The organism is Mycobacterium sp. (assembly GCF_019247615.1).
Taxonomy (GTDB): domain Bacteria; phylum Actinomycetota; class Actinomycetes; order Mycobacteriales; family Mycobacteriaceae; genus Mycobacterium.
In genome coordinates, this window is the sequence record NZ_JAFBAT010000037.1 from 1 (window position 1) to 14,013 (window position 14,013).

At 66.2% G+C, this 14,013-nt stretch carries 13 protein-coding genes and 2 pseudogenes; 8 read left to right on the forward strand and 7 right to left on the reverse strand.

Annotated features, from left to right (window positions below; all coding sequences use genetic code 11):
* Both JO059_RS02425 and JO059_RS02430 read left to right on the forward strand, forming a co-directional pair.
* Positions 1 to 544 (forward strand): annotated as a pseudogene (locus JO059_RS02425) (ATP-dependent DNA ligase); the annotation flags it as partial.
* The gene (locus JO059_RS02430; RefSeq protein WP_293314500.1) at positions 541 to 2,490 is read left to right on the forward strand and encodes a fumarylacetoacetate hydrolase family protein; all 1,950 of its coding nucleotides are present in this window, start codon (positions 541 to 543) and stop codon (positions 2,488 to 2,490) included. The pseudogene JO059_RS02425 and the gene JO059_RS02430, both read left to right, overlap by 4 nt.
* Positions 2,491 to 2,499: 9 nt before the next feature.
* On the opposite strand, the gene JO059_RS02435 is transcribed toward JO059_RS02430, so the two are convergent.
* On the reverse strand, positions 2,500 to 3,414 hold the full coding sequence (locus tag JO059_RS02435) for an SAM-dependent methyltransferase (protein WP_293314502.1): 915 nt from the start codon (positions 3,412 to 3,414) through the stop codon (positions 2,500 to 2,502).
* Between the two features lie 64 nt (positions 3,415 to 3,478).
* Between JO059_RS02435 and JO059_RS02440 the strand changes: the two genes are divergently transcribed.
* Positions 3,479 to 4,276, forward strand: coding sequence for an enoyl-CoA hydratase/isomerase family protein (locus JO059_RS02440; RefSeq protein ID WP_293314519.1), 798 nt, complete (start codon positions 3,479 to 3,481; stop codon positions 4,274 to 4,276).
* 28 nt (positions 4,277 to 4,304) lie between these two features.
* Here JO059_RS02440 and JO059_RS02445 read toward each other — a convergent pair whose 3' ends face one another.
* The 4 genes from JO059_RS02445 to JO059_RS02460 form a co-directional block, all read right to left on the reverse strand.
* Complete coding sequence (locus JO059_RS02445; protein WP_293314504.1) at positions 4,305 to 5,171, reverse strand: LLM class flavin-dependent oxidoreductase; 867 nt, start codon at positions 5,169 to 5,171, stop codon at positions 4,305 to 4,307.
* Between the two features lie 78 nt (positions 5,172 to 5,249).
* Entirely contained in the window at positions 5,250 to 6,023 is a 774-nt protein-coding gene (locus JO059_RS02450) for an STAS domain-containing protein (RefSeq protein WP_293314506.1), read from the reverse strand.
* 454 nt (positions 6,024 to 6,477) lie between these two features.
* Positions 6,478 to 7,731, reverse strand: coding sequence for a DUF4873 domain-containing protein (locus JO059_RS02455; RefSeq protein ID WP_293314507.1), 1,254 nt, complete (start codon positions 7,729 to 7,731; stop codon positions 6,478 to 6,480).
* Complete coding sequence (locus JO059_RS02460) at positions 7,728 to 8,633, reverse strand: diiron oxygenase (protein WP_293314509.1); 906 nt, start codon at positions 8,631 to 8,633, stop codon at positions 7,728 to 7,730. Before JO059_RS02460 ends, JO059_RS02455 begins: the two co-directional genes overlap by 4 nt.
* Before the next feature lie 102 nt (positions 8,634 to 8,735).
* Between JO059_RS02460 and cobF the strand changes: the two genes are divergently transcribed.
* From cobF to JO059_RS02480, 4 genes and pseudogenes are all read left to right on the forward strand, one after another.
* Entirely contained in the window at positions 8,736 to 9,488 is a 753-nt protein-coding gene (gene cobF, locus JO059_RS02465; RefSeq protein WP_293314511.1) for a precorrin-6A synthase (deacetylating), read from the forward strand.
* Positions 9,489 to 9,492: 4 nt separating this feature from the next.
* Positions 9,493 to 9,735 (forward strand): annotated as a pseudogene (locus JO059_RS02470) (DNA-formamidopyrimidine glycosylase family protein); the annotation flags it as partial.
* Between the two features lie 150 nt (positions 9,736 to 9,885).
* Positions 9,886 to 10,356 carry a zinc finger domain-containing protein gene (locus JO059_RS02475; RefSeq protein WP_293314521.1) on the forward strand — a complete coding sequence of 157 codons (471 nt, stop codon included), beginning with the start codon at positions 9,886 to 9,888 and terminating at the stop codon, positions 10,354 to 10,356.
* 86 nt (positions 10,357 to 10,442) lie between these two features.
* Positions 10,443 to 11,192 (forward strand): SDR family oxidoreductase, encoded by a 750-nt coding sequence (locus JO059_RS02480; RefSeq protein WP_293314513.1) that lies wholly within the window; start codon positions 10,443 to 10,445, stop codon positions 11,190 to 11,192.
* Between the two features lie 14 nt (positions 11,193 to 11,206).
* Here JO059_RS02480 and pgi read toward each other — a convergent pair whose 3' ends face one another.
* Together pgi and JO059_RS02490 are read right to left on the reverse strand one after the other, a co-directional pair.
* Positions 11,207 to 12,880, reverse strand: coding sequence for a glucose-6-phosphate isomerase (gene pgi, locus JO059_RS02485; RefSeq protein ID WP_293314515.1), 1,674 nt, complete (start codon positions 12,878 to 12,880; stop codon positions 11,207 to 11,209).
* A gap of 71 nt (positions 12,881 to 12,951) precedes the next feature.
* The gene (locus JO059_RS02490) at positions 12,952 to 13,218 is read right to left on the reverse strand and encodes a chorismate mutase (protein WP_293314517.1); all 267 of its coding nucleotides are present in this window, start codon (positions 13,216 to 13,218) and stop codon (positions 12,952 to 12,954) included.
* Positions 13,219 to 13,633: 415 nt separating this feature from the next.
* On the opposite strand from JO059_RS02490, the gene JO059_RS02495 reads away from it, so the two are divergent.
* Positions 13,634 to 14,013: UvrD-helicase domain-containing protein (locus JO059_RS02495; protein ID WP_293314518.1), on the forward strand; the 380-nt coding region annotated here is incomplete at its 3' end.

Below are 14,013 nucleotides of genomic sequence, written 5' to 3' on the forward strand. Positions count from 1 at the left end.
GCTGCTCGAAATCCTTGGCGGGGCCGGCAATCTGATCGTCCCCGACCTGTTGCCGGGCGACGGTGCGCAGGCGCTCGAGCACTCGCGCAAGCACGGCTGGGAGGGCGTGGTCGGGAAGAAACGTGACTCCACTTATCAGCCGGGCCGGCGCTCGGCGTCGTGGATCAAGGACAAGAACTGGAACACCCAGGAGGTCGTTATCGGCGGCTGGAAGGCCGGGGAGGGCGGGCGCACCAGCGGCATCGGCTCGCTGCTGATGGGCATCCCCACTCCCGGCGGGCTGCGTTTCGCGGGGAAGGTCGGCACCGGATTCACCGAACGCGACCTGGCGAACCTGAAGAAGACGTTGGCGCCGCTGCGCACCGACCGGTGCCCGTTCGACCCGCCGCTGCCCAGGGCCGAGGCGCGGGGTGTGACGTATGTCGAGCCGGTCCTGATCGGCGAGGTGCGCTACAGCGAGTGGACCCCGGATGATCGGTTGCGGCAATCGAGTTGGCGTGGGCTGCGGCCGGACAAGGAACCGAGTGAGGTGGTGCGCGAGTGAAGTGGTTGACCTTTCGGGCTGACGATGGCGAACGCGCCGGGGTGCTCTCCGGTGACACCATCCACGCGATGCCGCCGGGCGTGACGCTGCTCGAGCTGATCGGCCGCGGCGCCGATGGGCTGCGCCGGGCGGGCGAGGACGCGTTGCGTTCCCCGTCGCAGCGGGTGCGGATCGACGAGGTGACGTTGCTGGCGCCGATCCCGCGCCCGCCGTCGATCCGGGACTCCCTGTGCTTCCTGGATCACATGCGCAACTGCCAGGCCGCGATGGGCGGCGGCCGGGTGCTCGCCGACACCTGGTACCGCATCCCCGCGTTCTACTTCGCCTGCCCCGCAACCGTTTTGGGTCCCTACGAGGATGCCCCGACGGCGCCCGGAAGCGCCTGGCAGGACTTCGAATTGGAGATCGCCGCCGTCATCGGCGTCAGCGGCAAGGACCTGACGGTGGAGCAAGCCGAACGCGCCATCATCGGCTACACCATCTTCAACGACTGGTCCGCTCGCGACCTGCAGCAGCGGGAAGGCCAGCTCGCGATCGGGCAGGGCAAGGGCAAGGATAGCGGGGTCACGCTGGGCCCGTACCTGGTGACGCCCGACGAGCTCGAGCCGCACCTGGACCCCTCACATCCTGGCAGGCTCGACCTGCAGGTGACCGCGTTGGTCAACGACACCGTGATCGGTTCGGGGTCGACCGCCCAAATGGACTGGACCTTCGGCGAAGTCATCTCCTACGTGTCGCGCGGCGTGCCGCTCACCCCCGGCGACGTCATCGGCTCCGGGACCGTGCCCACCTGCACGCTGGTCGAGCACCTCAATCCCGCTGCGCCGGAATCGTTTCCGGGCTGGCTGCACGAAGGTGACGTCGTCACGCTGCGGGTAGAGGGGTTGGGGGAGACCCGGCAAACCGTGCGCGCCAGCGGCCCGCCGCACCCGTTGGCCGCCCGACGCAACCCGGACGCCGCGCCGGGCCCCGTCCGGGTCAACCGGGCACCGGCGAAGGTGCCCTACACCCGCGGCCTGCACGAGGTCGCCGACCGGGTGTGGGCGTGGACGCTCCCGGACGGGGGCTACGGGTGGAGCAACGCCGGGCTGGTCGCCGGTGACGGCGCGTCGCTGCTGGTCGATACCCTGTTCGACCTGGCGCTGACCCGCGAAATGCTCACCGCGATGGCATCCATCACCGAGCGCGCGCCCATCACCGACGCGCTGATCACCCACTCCAACGGCGATCACACCCACGGCAACCAGCTGCTCGACCCGTCGGTGCGCATCCTCGCCGCCCGGGGCACCGCCGACGAGATCGCGCATGGGATGGCTCCCGAGATGCTGGCCATGGTGCAGACCGCCAATCTCGGCCCGGTGGCAACCCCGTACGCGCGAGATCGCTTCGGGCACTTCGACTTCAGCGGCATCACGGTGCGCAACGCCGATCAGACGTTCGAGTGGGAGCTGACGCTCGAGGTCGGCGGGCGTCGGGTCGATCTACTGAACCTGGGCCCCGCTCATACCGCCGCCGATTCCGTGGTGCACGTGCCCGACGCGGGCGTCTTGTTCGGGGGCGACCTGCTGTTCATCGGCTGCACCCCGATCGTGTGGGCCGGCCCGATCGCCAACTGGATCGCGGCGTGCGACGTGATGATCGCCCTGGACGCATCGATTGTCGTGCCGGGCCACGGCCCGGTGACCGACCCGGACGGAATCCGCACCGTCCGTGGTTATCTCGCGCATGTCGCCCGGCAGGCCGAGATTGCCCACTATAAGGGACTGTCCTGGGCGGAGGCCGCGGACACCATCGACCTCGGCGAGTATGCGACGTGGCTGGACGCCGAGCGGGTAGTGGTCAATGTCTACCAGCGGTACCGCGAGTTAGACCCAGCGACACCGCAATTGGAGGTGCTGGCCCTGTTGGTAGCGCAGGCCGAGTGGCTGGCCAAGCGGTCCGCGTGAGAGCTGCCGTCAGGCCCTGATCGCCCGCACGAAACTGATCGTGGCGGCCGGGCCGTGCTCGGACTCGAGAAGTTCCGGCAGGCCGGCCGCGGTGAATAGATCGCCGAGAGAGAACGTGATGGTGTTCCAACCGTCGGCGCCCAGGTGTGCGGCGACGTCGGTGTGCTTGCCGGGGTAGGTCAGGGCGGAGATGTCCATGTCGAGCCCGTGGCGTCGCCAGCCCTCGGTCGTGCGCGACGCCTGCTCCTTTGACTGCTGCGAAGCGTCGTTGAGCGACCCATAGTCGGCGGCGAAGCGGCTGCCCTCGGCGGACAGCGGGGTGATGGAGTCGAGCAGGCGAACCTCGGCCTCCGGCGGCAGCCAGCCGATGAGCACACCTTCGGCGAGCCACGCCGTGGGCCGGGCGGGGTTGAAGCCGGCCTCCTGCAGCGCCGCCGGCCAGTCCTCGCGGAGGTCGATGCCGATCGTGCGCAGCTCGGCCCTCGGGGCCGCGCCGATCTCCGACAGCGTCGCGGTCTTGAACGCGATCACCTCGGGCTGATCGATCTCGTACACGGTGGTCCCCGCCGGCCACGCAAGCCGGTACGGCCGCGAGTCCAGCCCCGACGCCACGATGACGACCTGGCGCACGCCCTCCTTGCCGGCCGCGGCGAAGTAGTCGTCGTAAAACCGGGCGCGGGCGGCGAACGTGTCGACCATGCGGGGGAATGGGACGTCCTTCTCGAGGTCGTCGGAGTCGAGCTCGCCGCTGGCCAGCTTGGTGAACACGTCCAGGCCGACGGCGCGGACTAGCGGCTCGGCGTACTCGTCGGTGATGACCGGCTGCGGAAGTCGGGTGGCGGCCGCGCGCGCCGCGGCGACCATGGTGGCGGTGGCGCCCACGCTGTTGGCCAGGTCCCAGGTATCACCTTCGCTTCGTGTCATGGTTGCATGCTAGGCCAGGCCCCTGAACATCCGCTGAGTCGCTTACGGTTCACCTATGCCCGCAGTGGAATTCGAAGCGCTCGAGGACAACATTGCCTGCATCACCCTGAACCGGCCGGAGCGCCTGAACGCGATCGACGGATCGCTGATCGACGGGGTCGACCACGCCCTGGATGCGCTCGGCAGGGGCGACTATCGGGTGGGGATCCTGACCGGTGCCGGGCGGGGCTTCTGCGCCGGCGCCGATCTGAGCGGCGCCGGCCAGCCCTGGACCCAGCCCAGGGCGACCAGTCCGGTGTTCAAGGTCAACTACGACGCCCAGGTTCGCCTGGCCGACCTGTTCACCCGCATCTACGAGCTGCCCATCCCGGTGATCGCCGCCGTGAACGGTGTCGCCGTGGGGGGTGGACTGGCGTTCGCACTCGTCAGTGACATCCGGGTCGCGTCCGAAAACGCCCGGTTCGGATCGGTGTTCATCAAGGCCGGGTTCTCGTCGATGGACATGGGCACCAGTTACCTGCTGCCGAAAATCGTCGGCGCCGGGGTAGCGCGCGAACTCATGCTGACCGGCCGCATCATCGACGCGCCGGAGGCCCATCGGATCCACCTCGTGCACACGGTGGTGGCCCCGGATGACCTGATTCCGACCGCGCTGGCACTGGCCCGCTCGCTCGTCGACAACAACGCATATGGCGTGTGGCAGACCAAGATCGGGCTCAACGCGGCGCTGGACGCCCCCAGCCTGCGGCATGCCATCGAGCTCGAGAACCGCACCCAAATTCTGAGCGGTTTCACCAATAACCCGGCGGAGGCGGCCAAGGCGCATCGGGAGAAGCGCGCCCCGAAGTGGGATCCCTTGTAATGCCGTAGGTTATGGCGGCGGCCCTCCGCTAAACCTTCGCGATCACGTTCTCGGCGAACATCTCCAAGTTGCGGATCTTGGTTTCCAGCGGCTCGGTGTCTTTGCCCATGACATAGGGGATGCGGAAACCGACGATCACGTCGGTGACGCCCTTGTCCTCCAGCCGCTTGACGCCGTCCACGGTGAAACCATCGACCGAGATGACGTGAATCTCGAACGGGCCGCTCTTACCTTCTTCTTCCCGGAACCGCTTGAGCTTCGCGATGAGCCGGTCGAGTTCCTCCGGGTCCCCGCCGCCGTGCATCCACCCGTCCAGCCGGGCGGCACGCCGCAGCGCCGCGTCGGCGTGGCCGCCGATCAGGATCGGGATCGGCTTGGTGGGCGCCGGGAGCATCTTGGTCTTGGGAACGTCGTAGAACTCGCCGTGGAATTCGAAATACTCCCCGGTGGTGAGGCCTTGGATGATCTCGATGCATTCGTCCATTCGCTTGCCGCGCTTGGCAAATGGGACCCCGAGCAGCTCGTAGTCCTCGGGCCAGGGACTGGTGCCCACGCCGAATCCCACTCGGTTGTCGGTCATCGCGGCCAATGACCCGATTTGCTTGGCCACCAGGGCCGGCGGCCGGATGGGCAGTTTCAGAACGAAGAAGTTGAACCGCAGCGTCGACGTCACCGCGCCCAATGCGGCTGTCAGAACAAAGGTTTCGATGAACTCTTTGCCGTCGAGGAACTCACGGTTGCCGTCCGGCGTGTAGGGATATTTGGAGTCCGATTCGAACGGATAGGCGATGCTGTCCGGTATCGTCATGGCGTTGTAGCCGGCGGCCTCAGCCGCCTTGGCCAGCGGGATGTAGAACCTGAAGTCGGTCATCGCCTCCGCGTAGGTAAACCGCATGCCATCCACCTTCCGTCAACGGGGCACCCCACGAGATTAGAACGTGTTCTAATTTGGCCCGCGCCGGGGGTCGAGGTGTCAGAGCTGGTTCTCGGGGCCGATGACCGCCCAAACGGTCTTGCCCGACGAGGTCGGAACGCTGCCCCACGCTCGTGACAGTGCCTCGACGATCGCCAAGCCGGAGACGTCGACGCCCGTGTCCGGTGACGGCAACCGCTGGGCTGGGGTGCTGCTCTGGTCGGAAACCGCGATGACCGCCGTCGCACCATCGGTTTCAGCCCGCATCACCGGGACGCTGCCGGTGTGCTCCAAGACGTTCTCGACGAACACGTTGACGATCACCAACGCGACCGGGATGAGCGTCGACTGCGACCATGCGGTCAGCCACTCGCGGACCAGTCGCCGCGACTCCCGAAGGCTGGTCAGGTTGGCGGGGAGCTCGGCATCGGCACGTTCAACGGCGCGACGTCTCAGCCGACCGAGCGCCTTCATCGCTCCCTTCTCGGTCGAGTAGACGGGCATAAACCGGGCGACATTCTTGCGGGTGATTGCATCGCGGGTCGCACGATCGGCGCAGACCAGGACAATCGGGACCTCCGCGTTGGTACCAGCCTCCCAACGCGCGCCGATGAGGGTCGACCACAGCGAGTCCGCGGCCACCCGCAGCGCGGTCACATCGACGATCACCGCCGAGCTTTCGTCGTGGGTCGCCTGCACGAGGACGTCACGCAGGGCCGCGGTGTTGCCGGTGTCAAGCACTCCCTCGACCGTCATGTTGACCACCGACTGATCCGTGCGGGTCGAAACGGCCAGCGAGCTCGGCGATTGAGCTACCGCGCTCACCGCAGGCACCCGTTACCCGTCGAGGTTCCATCCTCGCTGACCGCGCTGCATTGAGTAACCCTGTGTGGCCGCGCGGGTCGCATACAGAGCCTGGGCGCCGTCATTGCGTTCGGGTTGCGCAACTCGGCCGTGTGGTCCGTTGCCATCTCCGCTCCTCGCATCCCCGCCCGGCTGACTGCTCGAGAATCGGCACCCTCGGCGCCGCACAACGCGTCTAACTCTCGCGGGACCTTTGCCGATATCGCCGGTGATGACGCCGCGTTGTACCCCTCCACCCTTCGGAAGGGCCGCCCCCTGCCACGTCGAACATGCCGTTCTCCGTTACCCCTGCGTGGTCATCCCCCGTGACGAATCAGCTTAACGGCATTACCAGATAAGCGATACTTCACAAACCCGACTACATGCGGCAAGCAGCACGAATGACGATTCGTGGCCGGCTGCGCGCCCCTGGACCCGTTCGGTTTCAGCGCGGCGCGTACGGGGGAGCGCCCACGCCCGCGACTGTGTGGGTACCCCAGGGAGTTTTTTCGATGATCCGCGCGGGTGCGCTGCACGGGCCCACCGTCAGGACCGCGTCTCGGGGTTGCTTGAGCGCCTCATCCGGAAGGGGATGCGAAGAGTCGTCAAACACGGTGCCTTGCCAGTGATAACGGCCGTCGATCGGGTCCAGGTGACCGGCGAGCCGAACGCGCACCGGGTGTTCGGCTCCGGCTATGGTCAGCGTCGCGGCGCCGTCATAGGTCCCGTCATGGCCGCCGGCAACGGGTGACACGTCGAACGCCGAGGGCATCCGATGGGGCCGCGCGGGCTGCAGGTAGACCCGCTCATTGAACACCTGTTGTGTACTGTGCCGCACTTCGATTCGCGTGCCGGCACAGCGCTCCATATAACCCACGCACTCGGCAACATAGCGAGCCTGCGCGCCGACGTCGGGCCCGCTGATGAAGAAGTAGTTGGGGAATCCGCGCAGGGCGACGCCGAAATACGGCTCCATGCCGTCGTGCCACGCCTGCCCGACGGTCAATCCGCCGGACCCCAGCAGCATCGTGTCGGCAATGGGATCCGAAGCAGCGAAACCGGTGCCGTAGATGACGGCGTCGACTTCATGGTCCCGATAGTTCGAGCCGTCTGAGGTTCGGATGCCCGCCGGGGTGATCGCGGTGATCGCCGAGCCCACCAGCGCGAGGGCCGGCCCACCCGTGGCGGCCGGTCGGATACGTTGGCGCAGCCAGCGTTTGGCGCGGGTGGCCGGCAACGGCAAGTCGGGCACGATCCGGCGCGGCGGGTGCGCGAACACTGTGACCGAGGCCGCTGAACGAAGTAGCCGGGGGAGGTGATGACCCGCCGTGGCGTCGGCGCCGACGACTGCGACGCGCTTACCGGCCGGATCAAATTGCGTTCGCCACCGTGCGGCGTGAAACGATTCGCCGCCGAACTCGTCGCGTCCGGCGATGTCCGGCAGCCAGGGCACCCCCACCGGCCGGTGGGCGGCGACGACGACGCGCGCCCGAAGCCGTCCGTCACCAGTCGTCGTCAGCAGCCAGGTGTCGGTGTGGTCGTCGAACCGGGAACCGAGCACGTCGCTGGCGTCATCGAGCATCAGCACGTCGGTGACGCCGCTTGCCTTCAATGCTGCCCCTGCGGCTAATCCGCCGGGCCCGGCGCCGATGATCACCACGTGGTGGCAGGGCTCGGCGGGGCCGCGCGCCCGGGTCACAGAAACCTGCTGCGCTTCCAGCCGCGGCGTGCGATCGGGCCCATCAGCCCCACCTCGGCCAAAAACGCTGCCAGGGGTGCGAATCCGGCAACCTGCATCTCGCGGCGGTGGGGGCTGGTGAGGGCGATCTTGCGGGCTCGCTTGGCGTCCAGGCCCGTGCGCGCATACGGGATCGGATTGCTGAACAAGTAATTGAAAAAGTATCCACCGAGACCGTTGATATTGGCCATGAACCACCGGTTCAACCGGGGCATCTCGGCGACCCGCTTGCGCGCACCGTCGCGCGCGAACTGGATGTGGCGAGCCTCCTCCGTGACGTGAATCCGCATGAGCCGCTGGATGATTGGTTGCAATTCCGGGTCGTCCATCATCTGCCGTTGCAGCGAGTCGAAGATCTCCTCGCCGATGAGGGCGGCCACCCACAACATCGAACCCCGTTGGAAAGCCATCGGCAGCGCGTTGATGATCATCCGATGAAAGAGCCGCGGGCGCACGGGCTTGGCGCCGATCCGCTCGATGGCCTTGCCGAACATGACCATGTGCCGGGTCTCGTCGCCGAGCTCGGTCAGCTTGTAATGCGTCGACCGGCTGGTCGGATCCTCATGCAGGATGGTGCGCAACAACGACTGGTTGAGCATGTTCTCGAACCAGATCCCGGCCGACAGCGTGTTGACCAGTTCCTGGCGGGACAGCTCGATCTGCTGGTCGCGGGTCATCTCGTCCCACATCGGGGTGTTGTACAGCGACACCAGCCGGGGCGGCAGGTAGAACTTGTCCGGATCGAGCGGGGCATCCCAGTCGATGTCGACGACCGGCTCGTAGGACTTCTTGACCGAGCCCTTCAGCAAACGGTCCGAGAACTCTTCGCGACTCGGCCCATCGGGCTTCACCGCCGTGGTCATTTGACGTCCCTTCATCGGGAAAGATCGCGATCGGTACCCATGGTATCGGGTACTTGGGGTCCCCACTAGGCCTTTCTGGTTGCGATTCGGTTGACTGGCGGAGTGAGCCGGCATATCAACGTGATCGGCATCGGCGCCGGGGATCCCGACTACCTGACCGTCCAGGCGATCCGCGCGCTCAACGACACGCAGGTGTTCTTCGCGATGGACAAGGGGGAGGCCGCGGGCGACCTGGTTGCCCTGCGTCGGCAGATCTGCGAGCGGTTCATCCGCGAGCCCGGGTATCGCTTCGTTGAGTTGCCGGATCCCAAACGGTCGACCCCCGAAACCCAGCAAGCCGAGTACCGTGAGTCGGTTTCAAAGTGGCACGCGGCACGCGCACGGCTTTGGGCGACGGCCATTTCCGCCGAGCTTGGTGCCGATGGCGTCGGTGCGTTCTTGGCGTGGGGCGACCCCTCGCTCTACGACAGCACGCTGCGCATCCTGGACGCGATAGCCGAAGAGGTCGACTTCACTCTGGACGTCGTTCCGGGTGTGACCGCGGTGCAGGCGCTGACGGCTCGGCACCGGGTCCCCCTCAACGAGGTTGGTGAACCGGTTCTGATCACCACTGGCAGGCAGCTGCGGGCGCACGGGCTGGCCGGCTCGGCTGTCGTGATGCTCGACGCCGAGTGTTCCTTTCAACTGTGCCCGCCCGAGACCCGGATCTGGTGGGGCGCCTATCTCGGTACCCCCGAGGAGCTGCTGGTGGCGGGCACCGTCGGCGAGGTCGGGACTCGGATAGCGACGCTGCGGGCCGAAGCCCGCGCGCGGCGCGGCTGGATCATGGATACCTATTTGCTTAAGGCAGACTGAACGAGTGCCGGAACTTCCCGAGATCGAGGCGCTGGTCGATCATTTGCGGCGTCACGCCGTCGGGTTGACCGTCGGTCGCGTCGACGTCGCCGCGCTGTCGGTGCTGAAGACCTTCGACCCGCCGATCGGCGCACTGCACGGCCAGGAGGTCACCGGGGCCCAACGCTGGGGAAAGTACCTCGGCGTGCAGGCCGGAGGACTGTCCTTGATCACCCATCTGTCGCGCGCGGGTTGGCTGCGGTGGTCCGATCAGCTCGCGGCGGCGCCGCTTCGACCCGGCAAGGGGCCGATAGCCTTGCGGGTGCATTTGGGCACGCCCGGTCAGGCGCCCGGCTTCGATCTCACCGAGGCGGGCACCCAGAAGCGGCTCGCGGTGTGGCTCGTCGACGATCCACGGGTGGTTCCCGGCATCGCCGCGCTGGGCCCCGACGCGCTGGACCTCGGCCCCGAGGACCTGGCCGCCGTGTTGGCGGGCAACACCGGCCGGATCAAGACCGTCATCACCGATCAGAAGGTGATCGCCGGCATCGGCAACGCCTACAGCGACGAGATCCTGCATGTCGCAAAGATCTCGCCGTTCGCGACGGCCGGAAAGCTGTCCGGCGAACAGCTCACCGCCCTGCACGATGCGATGGTTTTAGTGTTGACCGACGCGGTGAGCAGGTCCGTCGGACAGGGCGCCGCAACGCTGAAAGGGGAGAAGCGCTCCGGACTACGGGTGCATGCGCGCACCGGGCTTCCCTGCCCGGTATGCGGGGATACTGTGCGCGAAGTGGCGTTCGCGGACAAGTCTTTTCAGTACTGCCCGACGTGCCAGACCGGCGGCAAGGTGCTGGCCGACCGCCGCATGTCGCGGCTGCTCAAATAATCCCTCGAACGTCGACTCGTGGTGCCGGAAATGCCCTGTCGAGCCCGACAACTCGACGCCTGCCGGGCAGTCGCTATGCTGCCCGGGTGACTCGACGGAAGATCCTCATTACGGGTGCCAGCGCCGGCCTCGGCGCCGGTATGGCGCGTTCGTTCGCCGCCAAGGGCCGCGATCTGGCGCTGTGCGCCCGTCGCACCGATCGCCTCGATGAGCTGAAAGCCGAACTGACGCAGCAGTATTCAGGTATCGACATCGCCGTCGCCGCCCTGGACGTCAACAACCACGCGCAGGTACCGAAGGTCTTCGCCGAACTCGCCGACGAGCTGGGTGGCATCGATCGCGTCATCGTCAACGCCGGCATCGGTAAGGGCGCGAAGCTGGGCTCCGGCAAACTTTGGGCGAACAAGGCGACCATCGAGACCAATCTGGTGTCCGCCCTCGTGCAGATAGAAACGGCGCTGGAGATGTTCAACAAGACCGGTTCTGGGCATCTCGTCCTGATGTCGTCGGTTCTCGGCGTCAAGGGCGTGCCCGGCGTCAAAGCCGCCTACGCGGCGAGCAAAGCGGGCATGCGGTCACTGGGCGAGTCGCTGCGGGCCGAATACGCGAAGGGTCCGATCAAGGTCTCCGTGATCGAGCCGGGCTACATCGAATCGGAGATGACGGCCAAGTCGGCGAGCACAATGTTCATGGTGGACAACGAAACCGGCGTCAAAGCGCTGGTCGACGCCATCGAACGGGAACCCGGCAGGGCCGTGGTGCCGTGGTGGCCCTGGGTGCCGCTGGTGCAGCTGATGCGGGTGCTGCCACCGCCACTGACCAAACCGTTCGCCTGACTGAGACGGCGGGCTCAGCTGGTGCGGCCCCGTTCGGCGCGGTAACGACGGACCAGCGCGTCGGTCGAGCTGTCCGACTGCGGCGCGGGCGATGCGTCCGCCGTGATCACCGGCAGCAGGGCCTTCGCCTGAGTTTTGCCCAGCTCGACGCCCCATTGGTCGAACGAGTCGATGCCCCAGATCACGCCCTCGGTGAAGACCTGGTGCTCGTAGAGCGCGATCAGTTGGCCGACGACCGACGGGGTGAGCCTGTTGGCCAGTATCGAGGTGGTCGGCCGGTTCCCGGGCATTACCTTGTGCGGCACGATGTTTGCGGGTGTGCCTTCGGCGGCGATCTCTTCAGCGGTCTTGCCGAAGGCGAGCACTTGAGTCTGGGCGAAGAAGTTGCTCATCAACAGGTCGTGCATGCTGCCGGTGCCTTCGACGGTGGCAAGGTCGTCGATGGGTTGGCTGAACCCGATGAAATCGGCCGGCACCAATCGGGTGCCCTGATGCAGTAACTGGTAGAAGGCGTGCTGACCGTTGGTACCCGGTTCGCCCCAGAAGATTTCGCCGGTGTCGGTGGTCACGGGTGTGCCATCGGCGCGGGTCGACTTGCCGTTCGATTCCATGGTCAGCTGCTGAAGGTAGGCGGCAAAACGGGACAAATCATTGGAATACGGCAGTACGGCGCGCGATTGCGCGCCCAAGAAGTTGGAGTACCACAGCCCGATCAAGCCGAGCAGCACCGGGGCGTTGGACTCCAGCGGAGCGGTCTTGAAATGTTCGTCGACGAGATGGAATCCGGAGAGGAAGTCGGCGAAGGCTTCGCGGCCGATGGCGGCCATCACCGACAGCCCGATCGCCGAATCGACCGAATACCGCCCACCGACCCAATCCCAGAACCCGAACATGTTGTCGGTGTTGATACCGAAGTCGTCGACCAGGCGCTTGTTGGTGGAAACAGCCACGAAATGCTTGGATACGGCCGCATCGCCCAGCGCGTCGGTCAGCCAGCGGCGCGCGGCCGTAGCGTTGGTCAACGTCTCCAGCGTCGAGAAGGTCTTCGATGCGACGATGAAAAGTGTTGTGGCGGGGTCTAAGCCGGCGAGCTTGGCGATCAGGTCGGCCGGATCGACATTGGAGACGAAGCGCGCCGAAATCCCCGCATCGGCATAGTGGCGCAGTGCCTGGTAGACCATCACCGGGCCCAGGTCCGACCCGCCGATCCCGATGTTGACGACTGTGCTGATCCTTTTCCCGGTGGCCCCCGTCCATTCACCACTGCGTAACCGGTCGGTGAAGTCGCCCATCGCCTTCAGCACGGCGTGCACCTCGTCGACGACGTTCTGGCCGTCGACGATCAGCTCGGTGTCGCGGGGCAGCCGCAGCGCGGTGTGCAATACCGCGCGGTCTTCGGAGGTGTTGATGTGCGCGCCGGAGAACATCTGATTGCGGCGCTCTTCCAGGTTAGCTGCCCGCGCCAGATCGATGAGCAACCGCAGTGTTTCTCGGGTAATGCGGTGTTTGCTGTAGTCGATGTAAAGATCGCCGACCGTGACAGTGAGTTCGCGGCCGCGATCGGGATCCTCATCGAAAAACTGGCGCAGGTGCGTTTCACCGATCTGTTCGTGATGCCTGCGCAGGGCTTCCCATGCCGGGCTGGCCGTGATGTCGGGTATCGATTGTGCGGAGGTCGCAGAGGTCATGAGTTCGACCCTAATGCGGCCCGACGCGACGGATCAGGTCTGTGCCCAAGTTCTGGCGAGGACCGCAAGCCTCAATGGCCGAGCCGGCCCCTGCCCAGCCGCAAGAGCAGCATCGCCAGATCCTTGCCCTCCGGCCCGAGCTCGCTGTAGCGCTCGATGACCTTCATCTCGCGGCTGTGTACCAGCCGGGTGCCGCCGTTTGCCATGCGCACCTTGCCGATGGCCTGGGACACCTCGGCGCGCCGCTTCACCGCCGCGAGGATCTCGGCGTCCAACCGATCGATCTCTGCACGCAACTCTTCGATGCTGGCGGGGGTATCGACCATGTCTACGTTCATCTCTCTAACACCGCTTTCTCCAGATGTGGGGTGGCGGTCCATCCGGTATCGGCCTCACAAAAGAGACGAGCCCCGAAGCCGGAAGCGGACCACGGGGCTCTGCGGAAGCAGCTAAACCACGGGCACCGCCGGCGGGTGCCGGTAGAAAAATCGGCACTCGGACTGGTGGGCCGAGAGCTGCCGACGACGCTGCTTGTCGAGCATAAAGCGAGTGTGCCACTGCGGGTCGCGTGCGCGCAAAGAAATGCGGGAAACCGTTATTATCATTCTTCCGTCGACTAATTCATTATTCTGCTTCGATCATTTTATTCTGCTGCCCAGCAATCGGACTCGTACTCGGTTTCCGCGACCCGGCGACGCGCGGGTCGCCCTGGCCGGCGAAGCAGTCGGTCGGCGGCGGTAAATTTGGACCGACATGACTGTGCACGTGAGCGAAGCCAAGCCCGCCCCCGAAGCGGAGCAACTGCTCGAAGGCCTTAACCCACCACAACGCCAGGCGGTGGTGCACCAGGGTTCGCCTCTGCTGATCGTGGCGGGCGCGGGTTCGGGTAAGACGGCGGTGTTGACACGGCGCATCGCCTATCTGATTGCGGCGCGGGGTGTCGGAGTCGGTCAGGTCCTGGCCATCACCTTCACCAACAAGGCCGCCGCCGAGATGCGCGACCGAGTGGTCCGGCTGGTGGGCAACCGTGCGCGCGCGATGTGGGTTTCGACGTTTCACTCGACCTGCGTGCGCATCCTGCGCAATCAGGCGACGCTCATCGACGGCCTCAACTCCAACTTCTCGATCTATGA

Excerpts from the sequence above, each read along its gene's own strand:
- JO059_RS02435 (WP_293314502.1), bottom strand. The coding sequence starts at position 3,414 with ATGACACGAAGCGAAGGTGATACCTGGGACCTGGCCAACAGCGTGGGC.
- JO059_RS02460 (WP_293314509.1), bottom strand. The coding sequence starts at position 8,633 with ATGACCACGGCGGTGAAGCCCGATGGGCCGAGTCGCGAAGAGTTCTCG.
- JO059_RS02445 (WP_293314504.1), bottom strand. The coding sequence starts at position 5,171 with ATGCGGTTTACCTACGCGGAGGCGATGACCGACTTCAGGTTCTACATC.
- JO059_RS02490 (WP_293314517.1), bottom strand. The coding sequence starts at position 13,218 with ATGAACGTAGACATGGTCGATACCCCCGCCAGCATCGAAGAGTTGCGT.
- pgi (WP_293314515.1), bottom strand. The coding sequence starts at position 12,880 with ATGACCTCTGCGACCTCCGCACAATCGATACCCGACATCACGGCCAGC.